The 19222-nt window shown below is 65.3% G+C and carries 19 protein-coding genes; 10 read left to right on the top strand and 9 right to left on the bottom strand.

The annotated features are described in order from the left end of the window. Positions 1-77 precede the first annotated feature (77 nt). On the bottom strand, positions 78-1640 hold the full coding sequence (locus tag ACNI3R_RS13845; RefSeq protein WP_426184277.1) for a M23 family metallopeptidase: 1563 nt from the start codon (positions 1638-1640) through the stop codon (positions 78-80). A gap of 215 nt (positions 1641-1855) precedes the next feature. On the opposite strand from ACNI3R_RS13845, the gene ACNI3R_RS13840 reads away from it, so the two are divergent. The 5 genes from ACNI3R_RS13840 (at position 1856) to ACNI3R_RS13820 (ending at position 6610) form a co-directional block, all read left to right on the top strand. Further along, positions 1856-4405 (top strand): helicase-related protein, encoded by a 2550-nt coding sequence (locus ACNI3R_RS13840; RefSeq protein WP_426184275.1) that lies wholly within the window; start codon positions 1856-1858, stop codon positions 4403-4405. Beyond that, positions 4392-4673 carry an RNA-binding S4 domain-containing protein gene (locus ACNI3R_RS13835; RefSeq protein WP_426184273.1) on the top strand — a complete coding sequence of 94 codons (282 nt, stop codon included), beginning with the start codon at positions 4392-4394 and terminating at the stop codon, positions 4671-4673. The genes ACNI3R_RS13840 and ACNI3R_RS13835 overlap by 14 nt, the downstream gene beginning before the upstream one ends. A gap of 35 nt (positions 4674-4708) precedes the next feature. After that, positions 4709-5047, top strand: a complete 339-nt coding sequence (gene fdxA / locus ACNI3R_RS13830; protein ID WP_165322809.1) for a ferredoxin FdxA — start codon at positions 4709-4711, stop codon at positions 5045-5047. Between the two features lie 230 nt (positions 5048-5277). Then, the gene (locus ACNI3R_RS13825) at positions 5278-5796 is read left to right on the top strand and encodes a CarD family transcriptional regulator (RefSeq protein WP_426184271.1); all 519 of its coding nucleotides are present in this window, start codon (positions 5278-5280) and stop codon (positions 5794-5796) included. 118 nt (positions 5797-5914) lie between these two features. Further along, positions 5915-6610, top strand: coding sequence for a head GIN domain-containing protein (locus ACNI3R_RS13820; RefSeq protein WP_426184269.1), 696 nt, complete (start codon positions 5915-5917; stop codon positions 6608-6610). A 7-nt stretch (positions 6611-6617) separates the two neighbouring features. On the opposite strand, the gene ACNI3R_RS13815 is transcribed toward ACNI3R_RS13820, so the two are convergent. Together ACNI3R_RS13815 and mgtE are read right to left on the bottom strand one after the other, a co-directional pair. Continuing rightward, a complete protein-coding gene (locus tag ACNI3R_RS13815) occupies positions 6618-7034 on the bottom strand; it encodes a DUF1489 family protein (RefSeq protein WP_426184267.1) in 417 nt (138 codons plus the stop codon). A 22-nt stretch (positions 7035-7056) separates the two neighbouring features. Then, positions 7057-8463, bottom strand: a complete 1407-nt coding sequence (gene mgtE, locus ACNI3R_RS13810; RefSeq protein WP_426184264.1) for a magnesium transporter — start codon at positions 8461-8463, stop codon at positions 7057-7059. Between the two features lie 196 nt (positions 8464-8659). Here mgtE and ACNI3R_RS13805 point away from each other — a divergent pair, with 196 nt between their 5' ends. Further along, positions 8660-9127, top strand: a complete 468-nt coding sequence (locus ACNI3R_RS13805; RefSeq protein WP_426184262.1) for a peptidylprolyl isomerase — start codon at positions 8660-8662, stop codon at positions 9125-9127. Between the two features lie 59 nt (positions 9128-9186). Here ACNI3R_RS13805 and ACNI3R_RS13800 read toward each other — a convergent pair whose 3' ends face one another. Then, positions 9187-10071, bottom strand: coding sequence for a LysR substrate-binding domain-containing protein (locus ACNI3R_RS13800; protein ID WP_426184260.1), 885 nt, complete (start codon positions 10069-10071; stop codon positions 9187-9189). Positions 10072-10516: 445 nt separating this feature from the next. Between ACNI3R_RS13800 and ACNI3R_RS13795 the strand changes: the two genes are divergently transcribed. The 3 genes from ACNI3R_RS13795 (at position 10517) to ACNI3R_RS13785 (ending at position 13779) form a co-directional block, all read left to right on the top strand. After that, positions 10517-11077 (top strand): class I SAM-dependent methyltransferase, encoded by a 561-nt coding sequence (locus tag ACNI3R_RS13795; protein WP_426184258.1) that lies wholly within the window; start codon positions 10517-10519, stop codon positions 11075-11077. Positions 11078-11175: 98 nt separating this feature from the next. Then, positions 11176-11517 carry a DNA-directed RNA polymerase subunit omega gene (gene rpoZ, locus ACNI3R_RS13790; RefSeq protein WP_426184255.1) on the top strand — a complete coding sequence of 114 codons (342 nt, stop codon included), beginning with the start codon at positions 11176-11178 and terminating at the stop codon, positions 11515-11517. 156 nt (positions 11518-11673) lie between these two features. Next, the gene (locus ACNI3R_RS13785) at positions 11674-13779 is read left to right on the top strand and encodes a RelA/SpoT family protein (RefSeq protein WP_426184252.1); all 2106 of its coding nucleotides are present in this window, start codon (positions 11674-11676) and stop codon (positions 13777-13779) included. Here ACNI3R_RS13785 and ACNI3R_RS13780 read toward each other — a convergent pair. From ACNI3R_RS13780 to ACNI3R_RS13770, 3 genes are all read right to left on the bottom strand, one after another. Beyond that, complete coding sequence (locus tag ACNI3R_RS13780; RefSeq protein ID WP_426184250.1) at positions 13776-14546, bottom strand: TetR/AcrR family transcriptional regulator; 771 nt, start codon at positions 14544-14546, stop codon at positions 13776-13778. The two genes, ACNI3R_RS13785 and ACNI3R_RS13780, sit on opposite strands and share 4 nt — an antisense overlap. A gap of 105 nt (positions 14547-14651) precedes the next feature. Beyond that, positions 14652-16415: an ATP-binding cassette domain-containing protein gene (locus ACNI3R_RS13775; RefSeq protein WP_426184247.1), complete on the bottom strand. Its 1764-nt coding sequence runs from the start codon at positions 16413-16415 to the stop codon at positions 14652-14654. Positions 16416-16469: 54 nt separating this feature from the next. Then, positions 16470-16727 (bottom strand): hypothetical protein, encoded by a 258-nt coding sequence (locus tag ACNI3R_RS13770; protein ID WP_426184245.1) that lies wholly within the window; start codon positions 16725-16727, stop codon positions 16470-16472. A gap of 135 nt (positions 16728-16862) precedes the next feature. Here ACNI3R_RS13770 and ACNI3R_RS13765 point away from each other — a divergent pair, with 135 nt between their 5' ends. Beyond that, on the top strand, positions 16863-17330 hold the full coding sequence (locus ACNI3R_RS13765; RefSeq protein WP_426184243.1) for an Lrp/AsnC family transcriptional regulator: 468 nt from the start codon (positions 16863-16865) through the stop codon (positions 17328-17330). Positions 17331-17333: 3 nt separating this feature from the next. Here the strand turns inward: ACNI3R_RS13765 and ACNI3R_RS13760 are convergent, their stop codons facing one another. Continuing rightward, positions 17334-18014: a DUF2490 domain-containing protein gene (locus ACNI3R_RS13760; protein ID WP_426184241.1), complete on the bottom strand. Its 681-nt coding sequence runs from the start codon at positions 18012-18014 to the stop codon at positions 17334-17336. An 80-nt stretch (positions 18015-18094) separates the two neighbouring features. Beyond that, positions 18095-19138 carry an AraC family transcriptional regulator gene (locus tag ACNI3R_RS13755; protein ID WP_426184239.1) on the bottom strand — a complete coding sequence of 348 codons (1044 nt, stop codon included), beginning with the start codon at positions 19136-19138 and terminating at the stop codon, positions 18095-18097. Between the last annotated feature and the right edge of the window lie 84 nt (positions 19139-19222).

Below are 19222 nucleotides of genomic sequence, written 5' to 3'. Positions count from 1 at the left end.
CTAGCCTTGCGGACGGCGCGACGAAAGCGTCGGCACGCCAGGCCGCGACGACATGCGCAGAATTTACCTTCGGCGGATCAGCCTTTGCGCGGCTTGGCGCGGTCGCCGGCTTCGGCGCTCTTGTCGGGCGTTTCGGACGCGGCAGCATGCCCCGCCACACGCACCGCGAGAAGATTGCTCAGCTTGGCGCGGAAATTGGCGAGATCGCGTCCCGACAGCTGCTGGACGGTGGTGAATTTCAGCGAGGTCGGATTGATCGGTCGGCCATCGCGATACATCTCATAATGGAGATGCGGTCCGGTCGAGAGCCCGGTCGAACCGACATAACCGATCAGCTGCCCCTGCCGCACGCGCTCGCCGATCCTGGCGATGATCCGGCTCATATGGGCATAGCCGGTCGCGATCCCACCCGAATGGCTGATACGGACATAGTTGCCATGGCCACCATGCCGACCGGCGAAGACAATGACACCGTCGGTCGCCGCAACGATCGGCGCACCCATGGGAGCACCGAAATCGACACCCTGGTGCATCCGCGAATAGCCGAGGATCGGATGCATGCGCATGCCGAAGGTCGAGGTGAGATGGCCGAGCACCGGGCGCTGCATGACGCCCTTGCTCTCGCCGACGCCGGAGGCCTCATACCATTGCTGGCGGCCGCCGGTGGTCCATTTCAGCATCTGGACCTTCTTCTTGCCCTCGGTGACGCCGGCATAGAGAAGTTCGCCGACCTTGACCTCGCCGGTCTCGGCGCGGGCATATTCGACGATCGCGTCGAAGCGGGCGTCGGAGCCGATGCTGCGCATCGACAGCTTTTGCGACACCGCCTTGATGAAGGTCTCGATCGCGCCGGCGGGCAGGCCGGCGGCGCGCGCGGAGCGATAGAGGCTGGAACCGACGCGGCCCTGGATGCGCAGCGGCGTGTTGTCGACGCGGATCGGGATCCGCTGGAGACGCAGCGCGCCATCGATGCGCTCGACCGCGAGCTTGAGGTCGAAGCGGGCGCGGAAAGCCAGATTTTCCAGCGGCCGGGCATCGCGTTTGGATTCGCGGCGGCCGAGCACGAGGTCCATCCTGGTGCCTGCACGCAGATCGTCCAGCGGGACCGTCCGGTCGACCAGCGTGGCAAGCTGCGCGGCTTCGTTGCGTGCGACGCCGGCACGCTCGAGGACGCGGGCAAAACCATCGCCCTGCCCCAGCGTGGCGGTAAGTTCGATGCGGGGGCGCTCTGGCGTGTCATCGAGCGTTTCGACCTGCGCGGTGGGCGCAAGCCGACGGCCGGTGTCGGCGCCGAGCGCCAGCGGCGCTATGGCCAGGGTGCGTGCCTGCTCATATTGCGCGGCGCCCATCTGCGGCTCGGCCGGCAAGCGGACCGGCCGGAAGTCGGGCACCATGAGCCCGGCAGCGGTGCACAGCGACAGACAGGTGAACAGCCCGCGAAACCATTCGCGCGACCCGATGCGTGCGCCGAGATCGACGACGAGATCCGCGCCGGCGAGCCGGTCGACGGCGGTGACGAGCGGGCTATCTATCAGCCGGTCGAATTGGGGAAAACGAGCGGGCCGTACGAGCGCGAGGGCACGACCGCCGCCAGCGGCGAGCCCTTCCGATGCCAGATCCTGAGCGCCGCCCCGAAACAAAAGCCCCCGACCTTTCAACGAATCGCCTATCCGACTGCCCTGACGAGACAAATTCGTGTCGGACGCAGTCAGTCTGCCCGGACATGGTTAATGTCAAACTAAAGGGTCGAGCCGAAATGGCCATATGCGATGAATCGAGTCCTTTGCGGCCATGAGTCGAGTCGGCCTGCGGTTTCGCGCTTGCGTTCGTCACGCGACGCGCCGATCCTCGCTCCATGGCCATCTTCAGCGCCCAGCCGGTCGTGGCCGTGTTGGGTCCGACCAACACCGGCAAGACGCATCTCGCGATCGAGCGGATGTGCGGCCATTCGAGCGGCATGATCGGCTTCCCGCTCCGCCTGCTGGCACGAGAGGTCTATGACCGGGTCGTCGCGATCAAGGGCAAGGAGCGCGTCGCACTGATCACCGGCGAGGAGAAGATTCTGCCGCCCCATGCGCAATATTATCTGACGACCGCCGAATCGATGCCGATCGACCGAGACTTCGCCTTCGTCGCACTCGACGAAGCGCAGCTCGGCACCGATTCCGAACGCGGCCATGTGTTCACCGATCGACTGCTGCGCGCCCGGGGCCGCGAAGAGACGATGATCCTCGGATCGGAGGCGCTCCGCCCGATGGTGCGCGCGCTGGTCAAGGACGCTGAGATCATTGGCCGGCCGCGCTTTTCGACGCTGAGTTTCGCGGGCGCGACCAAATTGTCGCGGCTGCCGCCCCGTTCGGCGATCGTCGCCTTCTCGGCCGAGGAAGTCTATGCGGTGGCCGAGATGCTGCGTCGCCTGCGCGGGGGCGCGGCCGTGGTGATGGGGGCGCTCTCGCCGCGCACCCGCAACGCGCAGGTCGCGATGTTCCAGGCCGGAGAGGTCGACTATCTGGTTGCAACCGATGCGATCGGCATGGGCCTGAACATGGACGTGGCGCATGTCGCCTTCGCCTCGCTGCGCAAGTTCGACGGTCGGCGAACCCGGCGACTCACGATCGCAGAGATGGCGCAGATCGCCGGACGCGCCGGACGCCACCAGCGCGACGGAACCTTCGGGACACTCGCGCTGGAGGGCAGCAGCGGTGCGCGATTCGAGGATGAAGAGGTCGACGCGATCGAGGCCCACGCCTTCCAGCCGATCGATCATCTGTTCTGGCGCGAGGGGCAACCGACCCTCGCCTCGCTGGACGGGCTGATCACCGATCTCGAAAGGCGTCCTGACCGGCAGGTGCTGCGCGCAGCGCCCCAGGCGATCGACCTCGCTGTACTCAAGCGGCTGGCCGAGGAAGACTGGGTCCGCGAACGCGCCCGAAGCAAGCCTGTCATCGCCCGCTTGTGGGCGGCGTGCGGACTGCCCGACTTCCGCAAGACCGGCCCGGAACCGCACGGTCGCCTGGTCGCACGCATCTTTCGCCATCTGAGCGAGGGCAACGGCTTCCTTCCGGTCAGCTGGTTCGCGGACGAACTCGCCCGGCTCGACAGCGTGCAGGGCGACGTCGAGACGCTCGCCGACCGCATCGCCGGGGTCAGGACCTGGGCCTATATCGCTCATCGGCAGGACTGGCTGCCCGATGCGGACAGCTGGGCGGAGCGCACCCGCTCGCTCGAAGAAAAGCTCTCGGATGCGCTGCATCAGCGCCTGACCCAACGCTTTGTCGATCGTCGAACGTCGGTGCTGATGCGCGATCTCGGCGCCAAGGGCGGCGATCTGCTGCTCCCCGTCAAGGTCGACGAGGACGGGATCGTCACCGTCGACGGAGAGCCGATCGGTCGGCTGATCGGCTTCCGCTTCAAGGCGGATCACCTCGCGCGGCATGGCGACATGAAGCGGCTGATGGCGGCGGCGGAACGGCGGCTGGGCGTGGAACTGTCGAGCCGCGCACGACAGCTGGCGGCCGACGGCGATGCCGAATTCTCGCTCGCCACCGATGCCGGGCGGCCGGTGGCGATCTTCTGGAGGGGCGACGTCGTGGCGCGGCTCGAAAAGGGGCGCAGCCTGCTGAGCCCCCGTGTCCGGCTACACCGCGCACTCGATACTCTCACTCCGGTCGATCGCGCCGCCGTCGAACAGCGCGTAACCGCATGGCTCGAATCGCGGATCCAACGGGAGCTGAAGCCGCTTGCCCGCTATGCCGATGCAGCCCGCGACCCGGCCTGCCCGCCGTCGCTCCGCGCACTGCTGGCACCGCTCGCCGAAGCCGGCGGCATTGTGCCGCGCGACCAGCTCGCCTCGGCGATCGAGCATCTCGAACGCGAGGACCGGTCGCGCGCCGAGCGACTGGACGTCAAGATCGGGACGATCGATGTCTATTCCCCGACCCTTCTCAAGCCCGAATCGACGCGCTGGCGCCTCGCTCTGTTCGCTGCGGCTGAGGATCAGATGATGCCCGACCTGCCGGTCCCTGGCGCGGTGTCGATGCCCACCCCCGCCGACAATGCCGCCTGCGAGGCGATGACGCGTGCAGGCTATCGGGCGCTCGGCGCGCAGATGCTCCGCGTAGACTTGGCCGAGCGGCTCGCCCGAATCGCCCATGAGGCGCGCACGGGACGGAAGCCTTTCACCCCCGACCCGGCGCTGTCCACCTCGCTCGGCTTGCGCCCCGCCAGCTTCACCCAGCTGATGTTGGCGCTGGGTTTCCGCGCCGCCCAACCAGGCAATAGCGAGGAATGGACGTGGAAGGGCAAACGTCCGCCGCGCAAGCCCGAAAGCCAGCGTCCCGGCAATATGTTCGGCGCGCTGGCCGATCTCTACCCGTCACGGTCACAGCGGAATGCGGCTCGATAAATTCCTCTGGTTCTCTCGTCTTACCAAGACCCGTGCGCTTGCGCAGGACCTCGCCGAGGCGGGGCATATGCGCATCGATGGCCGGGTCATCGACCGGGCCCATGCAACGGTCAGGATCGGCAATGTGCTGACCTTCGCACTCTATGACCGTGTCCGCATCGTGCGGATCGAGGCACTGCCCAACCGCCGCGGACCGGCCCCTGAAGCGGCGGCCTGCTATACCGACCTTTCGCCGCCCCCTGTTGACGAGCCGCGACGCGCAACCTAACGGGGGCCGCGTCAGCCCCTGGGGAAAAGTGGATAATGACCTACGTCGTCACCGATGCCTGCATCCGTTGCAAGTATATGGACTGTGTCGAGGTGTGCCCCGTCGACTGTTTCTACGAGGGCGACAACATGCTGGTGATCAATCCCAGCGAGTGCATCGACTGCGGCGTTTGCGAACCCGAATGCCCGGCCGAGGCGATCCTGCCCGACACCGAATCCGGCCTGGAGCAGTGGCTGGAACTCAACAATACCTTCGCCGCGCAGTGGCCCAACATCACGCGCAAGCGCGAAGCGCCCGCCGATGCGGACGAGTGGAAGGGTGTCGAGGGCAAATATGAGAAGCATTTCTCGCCCGAGCCCGGCCAGGGCGACTGATCGCACCATTCGCAGCTGCAAAAAGCGACCGGATTTGTCCTATCCGGGCCGGAATGGGCCCGGATGCTGGCTTTTCGCTTACTGATGTGTTACAGGACTCGCGTCCGGGCGCGATCCAGCGCGCCTGCAACAAGGAACCTGCGAGTCGCCGTATGAGGATTGCCGTCGGCCGCTAAGGGGAGGGCGGATCGGACGGAACTGATACGGCATCCCAATGAAAGGTCTGCTAAATGGCTGCCAAGGCGCTGAGCTTCGTCGTCGGCGATTATGTTGTTTATCCCAAGCATGGTGTCGGCCGCGTGGTCGAACTGCAAAGCCAGGAAATTGCTGGAGCCAAACTCGAACTTTACGTTCTGCGTTTTGAAAAGGAGCGCATGACGCTCCGCGTTCCGACAAACAAGGCCGAGGCCGTCGGCATGCGCAAACTCTCGTCGAACCTGACGATGAGCGAAGCGCTTGCCACGCTCAAGGGCAAGCCCAAGGTCAAGCGCACCATGTGGTCGCGCCGCGCCCAGGAATATGAAGCGAAGATCAACTCGGGCGACCTCGTGTCGATCTCCGAAGTGGTCCGCGACCTGTTCCGGGCCGACGACCAGCCCGAGCAAAGCTATTCGGAGCGTCAGATCTTCGAAGCGGCCACCAGCCGTCTCGCACGCGAACTCGCCGCCATGGAAGCGGTCGATGAGCCCACGGCGCAGGAGAAGATCCTCGACATCCTCCGCAAGGCGGCTGCGATCCACAACAAATAAGCCCCTTCCCCGGAAGGACGAATGAGGCGGCCTTCGCGGGCCGCCTTTTTCTTTGCCTTCTCTCTGGCCTGTGACCGCCGTCTGTGTATTATAGATACAACACAGTCGGGAGGGTAAAATGCGCGTGCCAGTTCTACTGCTGATGTCCGCCGGGCTCGGCTCGCCTGCGCTGGCCGACACGGTCGCCAACCGCGATTTTCCCGTTGCAGGGTTCAACCGGGTGGTGGTCGAAGGCCCCTATGATGTCGACATACGCTCCGGCAGCCGCCCCGCCGCCTCCGCGCGAGGCCCGCAGGAGCAACTCGACCGCCTGATCCTGGTGGTTAAGGGCGATGTGCTGGTGGTGAAGACCCGAAAGTCCAGTTGGGGCTGGAGCACGGGCCGCAATGCCACGCGCGTTGCGATCACGGCGCCTGCGCTCCGTTCGGTTCAGCTCAGCGGTTCGGGGAATATCGTGCTGGATCAGGCGAAGGGGACCAGTTTCTCTGCCGGGGTGAGCGGTTCGGGCGACATGCGGATCGACCGGATCGAGGCCGACACGCTGTCCTTGCGCGTCACCGGATCGGGCGATCTCGCCGCACGTGGCACCGCGCAGAACGTGACCGCCAGCGTGACGGGGTCCGGCAACATCGCGGCGGGCAGCCTCGCCGCGGCCGATCTTGTGGCAACGGTGACCGGATCGGGCGATATCGATATGGGTGCGACCCGTTCGGCAAAGGCGACCGTCACGGGCTCGGGCGATATCAGGATAGCGGGCCGGCCGAATTGCACCCAGCGCAAGACGGGGTCGGGATCGATCCGCTGCGGCGGCTGAACCGGGCTCAGAGCAACCCGAGGGTCGCCAGTTCGGCCTGAAGCGTCGCCGGGATGGCGTCGCCGTCGGCGGCATTCTCGTCGATGTCGCGCGGCGCGTCGGCCGCCGTCAGATAGCGCCAGCCCTGATGCGCGCGCCGGGGGCGCGGTTCTACCGGGATCAGTATCGGCGCAAGGACAATGGCGCAGCGACCGCCTTCGATATCTTCGAAGCCGATCAGCGGCTGCCGCAGGCCAAACCGATGCTGGGAGATCCAGTAGAGCGATCCGCCGTCGAGCTCCTCGAACCTCTTGGGCTTGTAGCGTGTCGTCAGCAGGATCGGCTCGCCGCGCTCGATCCGCGGCGACAGCCGTGCACGCAGGTCGTCGAAGCCGTCGCAACCAAAGGCGATCTTGGTGATGTGGAGGTCGCTCATGGCGCCCATATCGGCAAGGAGCCGGCCGGCTTCAACCGTGCAATCCCCAAAGGGCAGCCAGCCCGAGGAAGGAGAAGAAGCCCATCACGTCGGTCGCGGTCGTCACGAAGACGGCCGAGGATACCGCAGGATCGGCGCCGGCCTTGTCGAGGCCGACCGGCACCAATATGCCGGCGAGACCCGCCGTGATGTTGTTGATGATCATCGCGAGGCAGATCACGATCCCGAGGTCGCGATTGCCATAGATCAGAAAGACCGCGAGCCCGATCAGCGCACCGAGGCAGAGGCCGTTCATGATCGCGATGCGGAATTCGCGGAAGATCATCCGGGCGGTATTCGACGAGGTGAGCTGGTTGAGCGCAAGCGCGCGGACCGCCACCGCCATGGTCTGCGTACCCGCATTGCCGCCCATGCCCGACACGATCGGCATCAGGACGGCGAGGACCACGAGCCGCGCGATCGTGTCCTGAAACAGCCCCACGACCGACGCCGCGAGGATCGCGGTGCCGAGGTTGACCACCAGCCAGGTCAGCCGGACCTTGACCGTTTCGAGAACGGGTTCGTTGATATCGCCATCGCCCGCGCCCGACAGCTTCAATATGTCTTCGCCGGCCTCTTCCTGGATGATGTGGACGATGTCGTCGACGGTGATCATGCCGACCAGCCGGCCCGAATGATCGACCACAGCCGCCGAGATCAGCGCATATTTCTGAAAGCGGAGGGCGACCTCTTCCTGGTCCATGTCGACCGGGATGAGGGTCTGCTCGCGCGCCATGACGTCGCCGACCGAGACCTGGCGCGGGGTGCGCATGATCCAGCTGAGCTTGCAGGTGCCGATCGGCCGATGCCCGGCGTCGACGACGAACACTTCCCAGAAATCGGTAACGAGATCCTCGTTGCCACGCAGATAGTCGAGCACATGCCCGACCGTCCAATGCTCGGGCACCGCGATCAGGTCGCGCTGCATCAGGCGGCCGGCGGACTCTTCCGGATAGGAAAGCGCCTCTTCGATCGCAGCGCGATCGTCGGGCTCCATCGCGCGCAACACCGCGCGCTGATCCTCTTCCTCCAGCTCCTCGATGATCGCAACGGCGTCGTCGGTGTCGAGCTGGGTGGCGATCTCCGCCACCTCATGCGGGTCGAGCGCGTCGATCAGCTCTTCGCGCACCCACTCGTTCATTTCCGCAAAGACGTCGGCATCGAGCAGGTCGGAAATGGCGGAAGCGATCGGCCGCCGCATCTCCTGCGGCGCCAGTTCGAACAGGTCGGCGACGTCGGCCGGGTGCAGCGGCGACACGAGCGCCCGGGCGCCGTCGGTGTCGCCCTGCTCGACGCATTCGATGACGGCGTCGACGAAGCTAGACTTCAGCCGGTCATCCTCGTCGTGGAGCGTCTCTGCGGCGGAGGATTCGAGGATTTCGCTGTCCGTCTCGCTCACGCCATCCTCCGCACGCCTGGCTGGAGCGCCGGTCTAGGGCCGGGACCGGCAAACGGCAATGGCGGTAATCACGCCTTTTGCAGCTTGCCGGACATTTAGCGCCGGCTGGCTCCGGGCCCGCTCAATCAGCACTCGCCTCAAACGCCATCTGCCGATAGGGACGGAGCGAAGTCGCATCGACCAGAAGGAGTTCCCGATGTCCGCAGATCCCGAAAACACCCTGATCATGACGCTGGAGGGCGGCGATGTCGTCATCAACCTGCGCCCCGACCTCGCCCCCGGCCATGTCGCCCACATCAAGGAGCTCACCCGCGAAGGCTTCTATGACGGCGTCGTCTTCCACCGCGTCATCGACGGCTTCATGGCACAGGGCGGAGATCCGACCGGCACCGGCATGGGCGGTTCGGACAAACCGAACCTGAAGGCCGAGTTCAACCGCGAGCCGCATGTCCGCGGCGTCTGCTCGATGGCGCGCAGCGCCAACCCGAACAGCGCGAACAGCCAGTTCTTCATCTGTTTCGATGACGCGCGCTTCCTCGACGGCCAGTACACCGTGTGGGGTATCGTCGAGTCGGGCATGGAGCATGTCGACGCGCTGCCGAAGGGTGAGCCGCCGCGCGCGCCGGGCAAGATCGTCAAGGCGCGCATCGCCGCCGACGCCTGATCTTCATATCCAGCATCCGAACATGCCTCTCCGGCCCGCCGGGGAGGCATTTTCTTTTTTCAGACGGTCGAGATCGCCTCGAACAGCCAGTCATGGAAGATGCGCACAGCGCGCGTCGACAGCGCGGGACGGCGACAGGCGAAGAAATAGCCATAAGGGCTGTCGATCGACTCGTCGAAGATATGCGTCAGCCGCTCGTCATGCGCATCCTCGAGATGGCTGCGGAGCATGAAGGCGACGCCCAGGCCCTGAGCGGCCGCATCGAGCATCAGCTGCCCCGAATCGAACACGTCGACCGCCGCCGGCTCGAGATCGGGCCGCCCCAGCGCCTCGCGCCAGATGGTGAACAGTTCGGGCATGTCGCGGTGCAGGAAGATCGTCAGGCGGGCCAGATCGTCGACCTTGCTCACCGGATAACGCCCGGACAGCAACGAACGGTTGACGATGCCGACCACCGTGTCGCGGTCGATCCGGCGTGAATAGAGGCTGGAATCGACGTCACGTGTCAACACGATCGCCGCATCGACGCCCTCCCCCAGCCGCGCGAGTGCATGGCTGCCGGTGTCGATATCGATATGCAATTCGGGATGTCGCCCGCGCAACTCCGGCAGGCGTCCCATCAGGCGCTGCGACGCGAAGAGGGGCATGACGCCCAGGCGCAGACGTACGAGCTCGGTCTCGCCAGAACTGGCGTCGATCGCCAGGGTCAGCTGATCGAGGGCCGGCGCGATCCGCGACAGCAGCTTCTCCCCCTCGGCGGAGAGGATCATCGCCTGATGCCGACGCTCGAACAGGTTGCGGCCCATGAATCGCTCCAGCGCCTGGACCCGACGGCTCAACGCAGGCGACGACAGCGCCAGTTCCTCGGCGGCGGCCTTGACCGAACCCAGTCGGGCGACCTGGACGAACGCCTCGATGGCGGTCAGCGGGGGCAGTCTGCGCATGCGACCCTTTCATTCCGCCGCTTTGCACTGCGATGCAAAATGCAATCGCGGCGCTCAGCAACGGCGTGTAAACATCTTATGGCAGCAATGGCCGGAGATTCAAGATTGCAGAAATTGCAATCTTCATTCCGAATTTCGCACTTGCGAGATTTCATGCCGCAGCGCAAAAAGGTTCTGCCTTTCAGGCATCCTCTCCTAAAACTTTCAGGCCGGCGCCTTCGGGCAGCCGGCCTTTTTTTTCGTGCTCCGTCCGGATTCTGCAACCCGCACCCGCTCTGAGGCGTCCTGTCGTTTCCATCGCCAGCATCGCTTGCCATGCGCTGCGGCTTTTGCGACGGAAGCTGACAACGACAGATCCGATGGGACGAACATGGGTGATTTGATGGCTGAAGGAACGCTGGACGGCGGTGTGGCGTCCCGTTCATCGCGAAGCACGGCCAGCCCCATGGCGTTGTTCTTCCGGGAATTTCTGCGGCACCCCGCGATGATCGGTTCGGTCATCCCCTCCTCTCGCCGGACGATCGAAGCCATGTTGTCCGACGTCCGCTGGGACGAAACGAGACTTTTCGTCGAATATGGCCCCGGTGTCGGCACCTTCTGCGACACGATCCTCGAACGGCTGTCCCCGGACGCCACCCTTCTGGTGATCGACACCAACCCCGTCTTCGTGGATTTTCTGCGGCGCCGCTATGCCGACAGCCGCTTCATTGCGGTCCACGGCTCCGCCGCCGACGTGCAAGAGATCATTGCAGCGCATGGGTTCGAGAGCGCGGACTATGTTCTGTCAGGCCTGCCTTTTTCGACCCTTCCGGCCGGCGTGGGCGCGCGAATCGCCGAACAGACCTTCGCGGCGCTGAGCCCGGGCGGCAGCTTCCTGATCTATCAATATTCGCCCTATGTCCTGCGTCTGCTCGCGCCCCATTTCCCGCGGGTGGACCGGTCGTTCGAATGGCTGAACATCCCGCCCTGTCACCTTCTCAAAGGGCGCAAGCCCGCCGAGAGCTGACGCGCCATATGGGCCGATCGGGCATTTTCCTTTACATTCGGGCCCGCCCCTGTTAGCCGCGCCCTCTTTCCGAAGTATGAGTCAGAACGGAGCGTTCTATGGCGCGCGTCACAGTCGAGGATTGCGTCGACAAGATTTCCAACCGGTTCGACCTGGTGCTGATGGCAGCCCAGCGTGCCCGCCAGATTTCTGGCGGCGCCGAACTGACGGTCGACCGCGACCGCGATAAAAACCCGGTGGTCGCGCTGCGCGAGATCGCCGAGCAGACGGTGACCCCGACCGAGCTCCACGAGGCGGTGGTTTCGTCCCTGCAGCGCGTCCGCGTCGACGACGACGATGCGCCGGACGAGATCGGCTCGCTGGCGGCCTCGGCCGAGGCGCTCCGCCTCACCGCCGCCGCGCCGCCGCGCAACCAGAATATCGGCGGCGACTACGACTGATCGTTGTAGCGACGACAATTTCGACACGGCCCGCTTGCCCATGGCAGGCGGGCCGTTTCGTTTCTGATGCAATTGGGACACGCCGAGCCGACTGTCGGCAGATAATCGGCCTTTTCGCAGTTGCATCATGGGCAATCGCACCCCAATCATGGATATGTGCTGAGACAATATGAACTAGTGGACCGGGTCCTGAGCTATGACCCGGATGCCGACGAGGCCCTGCTGAACCGGGCCTATGTCTTTTCGATGCAGGCGCATGGCAGCCAGAAGCGGGCCAGCGGCGATCCCTATTTCAGCCACCCGATCGAGGTGGCCGGCATATTGACCGATCTCCAGCTCGACGACGAGACGATCGCCACCGCGATCCTCCACGACACGATCGAGGACACCGTCGCTACCCCCGAGCAGATCGAGAAGAGCTTCGGCCCGTCGGTTGCGCGGCTGGTCGACGGCGTGACCAAGCTCTCCAAGATCGAGGCGCAGACAGAGAATGAGCGCGCTGCCGAGAATTTGCGCAAATTCCTGCTGGCGATGTCGAGCGACATCCGCGTGCTGCTGGTCAAGCTGGCCGACCGGCTGCACAATATGCGCACGCTCCACCATATCGCCTCGGAACAGAAGCGCCGCCGCATCGCGCGCGAGACCATGGACATCTATGCCCCGCTCGCCGAGCGGATCGGCATGTACGAGTTCATGCGCGAGATGCAGACGCTCGCCTTTCAGCAGCTCGAGCCCGACGCCTATGACTCGATCACCAAGCGTCTCGAGCAGCTCAACGAGGGCGGCGGGGATCTGATCTCGCGGATCAGCTCGGGCCTGCGACTGCAACTGGGGCGCGCCGGCATCCAGGCCGACATTCAGGGGCGCGAGAAGCACCCCTATTCGATCTGGCGGAAGATGGCCGAACGCCACATCAGCTTCGAGCAATTGTCGGACGTGATGGCCTTTCGCGTGATCGTGAAGGACGTCGAGGATTGCTACAAGACATTGGGGGTGCTGCACCGCCGCTGGCCGATGGTCCCCGGCCGCTTCAAGGATTATATCTCGACGCCGAAACGCAACGGCTATCGCTCGCTCCACACCTCGATCATCCATTCGGAAAAGATGCGGATCGAGATCCAGATCCGCACCGAGGAAATGCACGCCGAAGCCGAATTCGGCCTGGCTGCGCACTGGGCCTATAAGCAGGGCAAGCAGACCGATCCCAACGGCAATCACAGCTGGATCCGCGATCTGGTCGACATCCTCGAACATGCGGGCAACCCGGAAGAGCTGCTCGAACACACCAAGATGGCGATGTACCAGGATCGCATCTTCGCCTTCAGCCCGACGGGCGAGCTGATCCAGCTTCCCAAGGGATCGACCGCGATCGACTTCGCCTATGCCGTGCATACCGACGTCGGCGATACCACCGTCGGCGCCAAGGTGAACGGCCGCGTCGTTCCGCTGCGGACGCCGATAGAGAATGGCGACCAGGTGCAGATCTTGCGGTCCAAGGCGCAGGAGCCGCAGGTCGAATGGCTCGCCTTCGCCTATACCGGCAAGGCGCGGGCCTCGATCCGGCGGTTCGTGCGGCAGAAGGAGCGCGACGAGACGATCACGCTCGGCCGCAAATTCTACGAGGAGATCGTCCGGCGGCTGCCGGCAACGCTCAACGCCGACGCCATGCCCGATGCGCTCAAGCGGCTGAAGCTGCCCGACGAGGACGCGCTGATGGAGGCCATCGCCCGCAAGCTGGTCGACGACGCCTCGGTGATGGATGCACTCATGCCGGGAAGCGCCGAAAAGGCAGGCGTCAAGCGGCGCGATCCGGTCCAGCGCGATGCGATTTCGATGAAGGGCCTGACCCCCGGTGTGGCCTTCCAGCTCTCCAAATGCTGCAACCCCGTCCCCGGCGACCGCATCATCGGGGTGCGCCAGCCCGACCAGCCGGTGCAGGTCCACACGATCGACTGCCGCGTCCTGGCCGAAAGCGACGAGTCCGGCTGGGTCGATCTCGCCTGGGGCGACGGATCGGACGGCGCCAGCGCGCGGCTGACGGTAATCGTCAAGAATGAGCCCGGCGCGCTGGGCGTGATGTCGGGCATCCTCGGCACCTATCACGCCAATATCGTCAATCTCAGCCTGTCGCATCGCGACGCGGCCTTCCACACCTATGACGTGACGGTCGAGGTGGACGACCTCCAGCATCTGATGAAGATCATTGCAGCGCTGCGCGCGGCGGACGCCGTGTCGTCGGCCGAACGCACCCCTTCGGGTTAAGCGATAGCGTCTTGCTGCTCCACCAGGAGCGGAAAGGCGCCGCGGACGAAGGTGCGCACGCGAAAGCGGGTCTGTCGCTCCAGATCGGCATCGAGCAGGCCGATGCCCATGGCCGTCGTACGAGCCGGTCCGCCGACGACGAGGTTGAGGAAGGCCGCCGCCGCATCTTCGGTCTCGTCGGCTTCTATCCCGCTTCCGCCCCAGCGCCGCCGGAACATATCCGCCAGATAGACGATCGTGCGCTGCGTCCCCCGCTGATAAGCGTAACGGCCGATCTCGGGCAGGTGATAGGATTCGCAGTTCACCAGCCGTATCAGACGCAGCCCGCGTGAGCTGAGCAGGTTCGAGACCAGCAGCCGGGCAATGTCCTGCAGGCAGCGCTCCACATCATCGCATTCGAGCGCCTCGAAGCGCTCGGGCGGGACCGCCCAATCGTCGATGGCCCGCTCCAGCGCCGCCTTGAACAGGCCCTCCTTGTCGCGATAGCGCGCATAGACGGTCCGTTTGGCCATGCCGACCGCAGACGCGATCCCCTCGATCGTCGTCCGTTCGAAACCATGGTCGAGAAACAGCGCCAGCGCCTGATCCAGCAGTTCGGCATTGCGGGCGTCGATCTCGTCGCGGCGGGGCCGCCCGGGCCCCGGACGGCGATGTTGCACCAGATGGTGGACATTATCGAGCATGGCGCGGCTCCCCGGCTGAAGCTGGCGGAAAGGAAGCTGGCGATCCGCCTCGTGCCGCCGGGGGGACAGCAGCCCTGGCTGCATGGCACATCCTGCCAGTCCCTCGTGGCGCCATCGACATAGCCTCCCCAGCGGGCTGCGCCTGTCCGGCGGAGCTCCGACGCAAAGGCTGCACGTATTCCCCCCCTGTTACAAGCCGCAAGCTCGGCGTTCGACCGACAGTCGGCCATCCTCGATCCGCAGGATGCAGTCCGCGCGGTCGAGCAGCCAGCCGCCATGGCTGATCGACAGGATCGTCATACGCCCGTGCAGCGCGGCGATGGCCTCGGCGATGGTAGCCTGATTGTCGGTGTCGAGCGCGCTTGTCGCCTCGTCGAGCAGCAGCAAGGCGGGCCGATCGAGCAGCGCTCGCGCCAGCGCCAGCCGCTGGCGCTCCCCGCCCGACAGGCGCACGCCATCGTCACCGATGGCAGTGTCGAGCCCGGCCGGCAGTCGATGAACGAACTGGGCCGAGGCCGCCTCCAGCGCAGCCCATAGTTCCGCCTCGCTTGCATCGGGGACGGCGGCGAGCAGATTTTCGCGAACCGTCGCGTTGAACAGCATCGCATGCTGGTCGACATAGGCGACCGAGCGGCGCCAGGCGATACGGTCGCCGCCCGACAGGACCCGTCCATCGACCTCGACATGACCGTCGTCAGGCGCCAGCAGGCCGGTTACGAGATCGGCGAAGGTGCTCTTGCCGCTGCCCGATGGCCCCACCAGCACGGTCGTGGTGCGCGCCTCTATCCGGCAGTCGATGCCCTCCAGCGCAGGCCGATCACGCCCCGGATAGCGCAGCGTGACCCCGGACAGGCGGATATCCCGCTCCAGCGCGATGCGGGCCGAGGCCGGGGCCGGCTCGGCCGCGGCATCGATCTGCGCGATCAGGCGCTGCACGGCCTCTACAGTGGGAGCCGCATGGACCCAGATGTTCCAGCTGTCCTGTGCGCCACCGATCATCGGACCGATACGGACGATCGCGACCAGCAGCGGCAGGAGCATGCCAATCGGCAGGCCGATCAGCGCATAGCCGAAGGCGACGAGTCCGACCGCGACGAAGGCGGTCACCAGCTGGGCTGCGCCGCCGATCAGGGCGACATCGCGGCCATGGCCGATCTGGACGTCGCGCAGCCGCTGCACCGCCGCGCCGAGTTCGGCCTCGGCCGCCGGCTGCCGGTGGAGCAATCGGTTCAGGCGCAGTTGCGTTACCCCCTCCTGACCGAGGCGGTGGACATGGTTCGACAGCGGGGTGACCTGCTGCGCCAGCCGCGCCACCCGACCACGCTGTTGACGGAAGATCGCTGCGATCAGCGCACCCGAGAGGATAGCGGCGAGCGCCGTCTGCCAGGAAATGATGAGCGCGACGCCGAGATTGATGCCGATCGACACGAGCAGGCCCAGCACGCGGATCGCCGAATAGAGGCCGGCGTTGATGCGGCCGAGCTGGGTGGACATGGCCGCGACATGGTCGGCGCCACGCTGCTGCGACAACCAGCGCCACTCTGCCCGCCCCAGCGCGCCGAAGATCCGCATCCGGAGTCCGTCGACCACATCCTGCTCAAGCCGACGCCGCTCCACGTTGAGGGCCAGATTGATGGCGACGCGCACGACCACAAGCAGGAAACCCAGCCCGAGCGCCAGCAGCACGAATTGCGCCTTCGACAGCCCCAGCATGTCCAGATAGCGCGCGGCCCGCCAATCGCCCGCTTCGAGCGACAGCAGCAGCGGCACCATGATCAACAGCCCGATCCCTTCGGTCAGGCTCGACAGGATCGACAGGCCGACGACCGATCCGATGCCTCGCTGCCCCTGCAGCAGCGTGCGCAGCGTCGTCAGCGCATCGGGCGCAGTGGCGGGATCGGGCGGAACATCCATGATCCGTCCATAGGCAGAGGCGGCCGGTTCATCCAGCACCCTCGATATCCGCACGTGGATATCGTCGGGCGGCTCGACGCCGCAGCGGCGTGATCAGAGCGGACCGGCTGTCCGGACGCCAGGGATCTCGCGCATCTGTGCGAGCAGGCTCGCGTCGACCTCGACACCGCCGGGCATTTCCATCGTCACCGTCATCGTCCGGCCGTCGCGCAGCATATTCATCTTCTGGGGGAGGCTGTCGCGCGCCACGAGCAGATCGAGCAGCCGGCCGGTCACACCGAGATCGGCCTCAGCCTCGAGCGAAATGCGGGAGCGCAGGGCGACGGAGGTGGTGTGTGTGACGGGGCTCATGGCAGTTCCGGTGCATGTTTCGACAGGAAGGCTTTTAGCCGGTTCAGCGGAGAAAATTCGTGCTCATTCCCAGATAATCATGGCATGATGAGAATAATTTTTCGATGAAAACGATAATGCGAGTATAGTCTTCTGATGAAGCTCGACTCCTATGAACGCAAGATCCTCGCCCTGCTGCAGGAGGACTGCTCGCTCTCCGCCACCGAAATTGCCGAGCGGGTCGGCCTGTCGACCACGCCGTGCTGGCGGCGCATCCAGCGGCTGCGCGAGAGTGGCGTGATCGCGCGCCAGGTGGCACTCGTCGATCGTCGAAAAATCGGCCTCAATGCCCAGATTTTCGCGCAGGTGAAGCTCAACGCCCATGGCCGGCAGCATCTCGACGAGTTCACAGCCGCGATCCGGGAGTTTCCGGAAGTGCTCGAAGCCTTTGTGCTGATGGGGCCGGTCGACTTCCTGTTGCGCATCGTCGCCGCCGATATCGACGCTTATGAGCGCTTCTTCTTCGACAAGCTCAGTCGGTTGCAGGGCGTGCAGGAAATCAACTCGATCGCCGCCCTGTCCGAGATCAAGTCTACGACCGCGCTGCCGCTTCCGCCCGCCTGATCTCTACAGGCGCGCGAACAGGGCAAAGGACAGGACGTGGTTCATCCGGCGGCGCCCGCCGGTCTGGTTGACCAGCTGGTTCAGATAACCGAGCTCGATCGTGGTCTTGCCGACGACGGGAATCTCGGCGCCGACGAAGCTGCGCAGCTGGTCGAAGCCGGACCGGGCGCCCCAGTCGGTGTCATTGAACGCGATGAACCCTTCGGCATAACCTAGCGCCGCGAGACCGTTGCTCGCCACCGGCACCTCCAGCCGGACCATCTCGCGCAGCCGGTGGCCGACATCGTCGCCATCGGCACGCCAGCGCTGCTCCAGCCGGGTGCGGGTGGAGAACTCGCCACCCCAGGGCTTGCCCATGACCCAGCTGAGCTGCTGGAAACTGCGATGCTCGCGCAGATCGCGCGCCCCCTCGCGCTTGGTGATGACCCGCGCATAGCCCTGATAGAGCGTCATGGTCGGCGACAATTTGACGCCGACCGCCGGGCGCAGCAGCAGTTGGTCGAGCCGGCTGACGCCGTCGCCGAAGCGCGGCTGCACCTCCGCAAAATAAACGATCTTGCCCGTGAGCGTTCCCATCACCGTCAGGTTCACCCAGGCCTGCTCGTCCTTAGTCGTACTCGAAAAGGCAGGCTGGGCTGCCGAAATCAGGCACAGGCCGGCGAGAAGGGCGCGAAAAATCTTCATCAGGGGGAGTGCTCTGCTGGGAAAGGGGAAACCTGACCTTGCCACAGACGCTGTTACGAAATGGTTTCCCCTCTCCGACCTTATGTCTCTTCACCATTGCGCCGCCCACGCCGGTACGCGGCCGGCGAGTGCCCGGTCCAGCGCCGGAACGCCGCCCGGAAACTGCCGGTATCGCGAAACCCGCAGCGCAGCGCGATCTCGTCGATGGAACGACCGCCGACCGCCAGTACCTCGGTCGCAAGGCCGCGTTGGGCTTCCTCGCGCAGGGAGCGGATCGACTCGCCACTATCGGCCAGGTGCCGCCGCAGGCTGCTCTGGCTGCGGCCTGTCAGCGCCGCGAGTTGATCGAGCGTCGGGAGGCGCCCGTCCCGCGCCAGCGCCATCGCATAGAGCGTGCGCACCCGGTCGGTAAGCGCCAGACTGTCGGGCGACGCCGCGAGAAAATCGAACGGGAAGTCGACCAGCAGCCGATCGAGATCATCGGGCGTCCTGACGATCGGCATCGCCAGCATGTGCGCCGGCAGGGAAATGCGGTTGACCGCACAGCCAAAGGCAAGCTCGCCAGAGAAAAAGTCGGACACAGCCTCTGCGGCATAAAGCTCATCATAGGCGAGCCCGACCGAGAAGACATGCTCGCCCGTGCCCAGCAGCCAGCCATAGAGACGACAGAACATCGACATGCCGGCGAGGTCGGACAGAAAGCTGCTGAGGTTGGTCCGTCGCCGCAGCGTGTCGACCAGGACATGCGCCGTTCCGTCTCCGCGCTCCAGCCGGATGGTCGAGATCTTCTCCAGCCGCGTGCGGAAGAAGGCCGCCTGCCGCTCGATCACCTGTTCGAGCGTCCGGCAAGTGATGACGCAGTGACACATCAGCCGGAACTCGTCGGGATGCATTTGCGGCTTGCGGTCGAGCCGGCTCGAATGCCAACCGATGGTGACGATCGCCTCGCGGTAGATCGCGACCAGCTGCCGCCGGTCGATCGCCGTGACCCGACCATGTTCGAGGTCTTCGAGCAGGAAGGAGGCTCCGGCCTTGCGCAGCAGATCCGCAGGCTCACCGCCGATACGCGATATCTTCTGCAGCAGCTTGAGCAGTTCGGCCACAGAGCCGGTGCCGTCGATCATCCCCGCTCCCGAACGAAAACCCTCTATTCAATGAAGGAATATCCTATCCAGTTCCAGCCTGCGTCATCCTATCGTCTGCCCACA

Source organism: Rhizorhabdus antheiae (assembly GCF_049889055.1).
GTDB lineage: Bacteria > Pseudomonadota > Alphaproteobacteria > Sphingomonadales > Sphingomonadaceae > Rhizorhabdus.
This window is presented reverse-complemented; position numbering and strand designations above follow the sequence as displayed.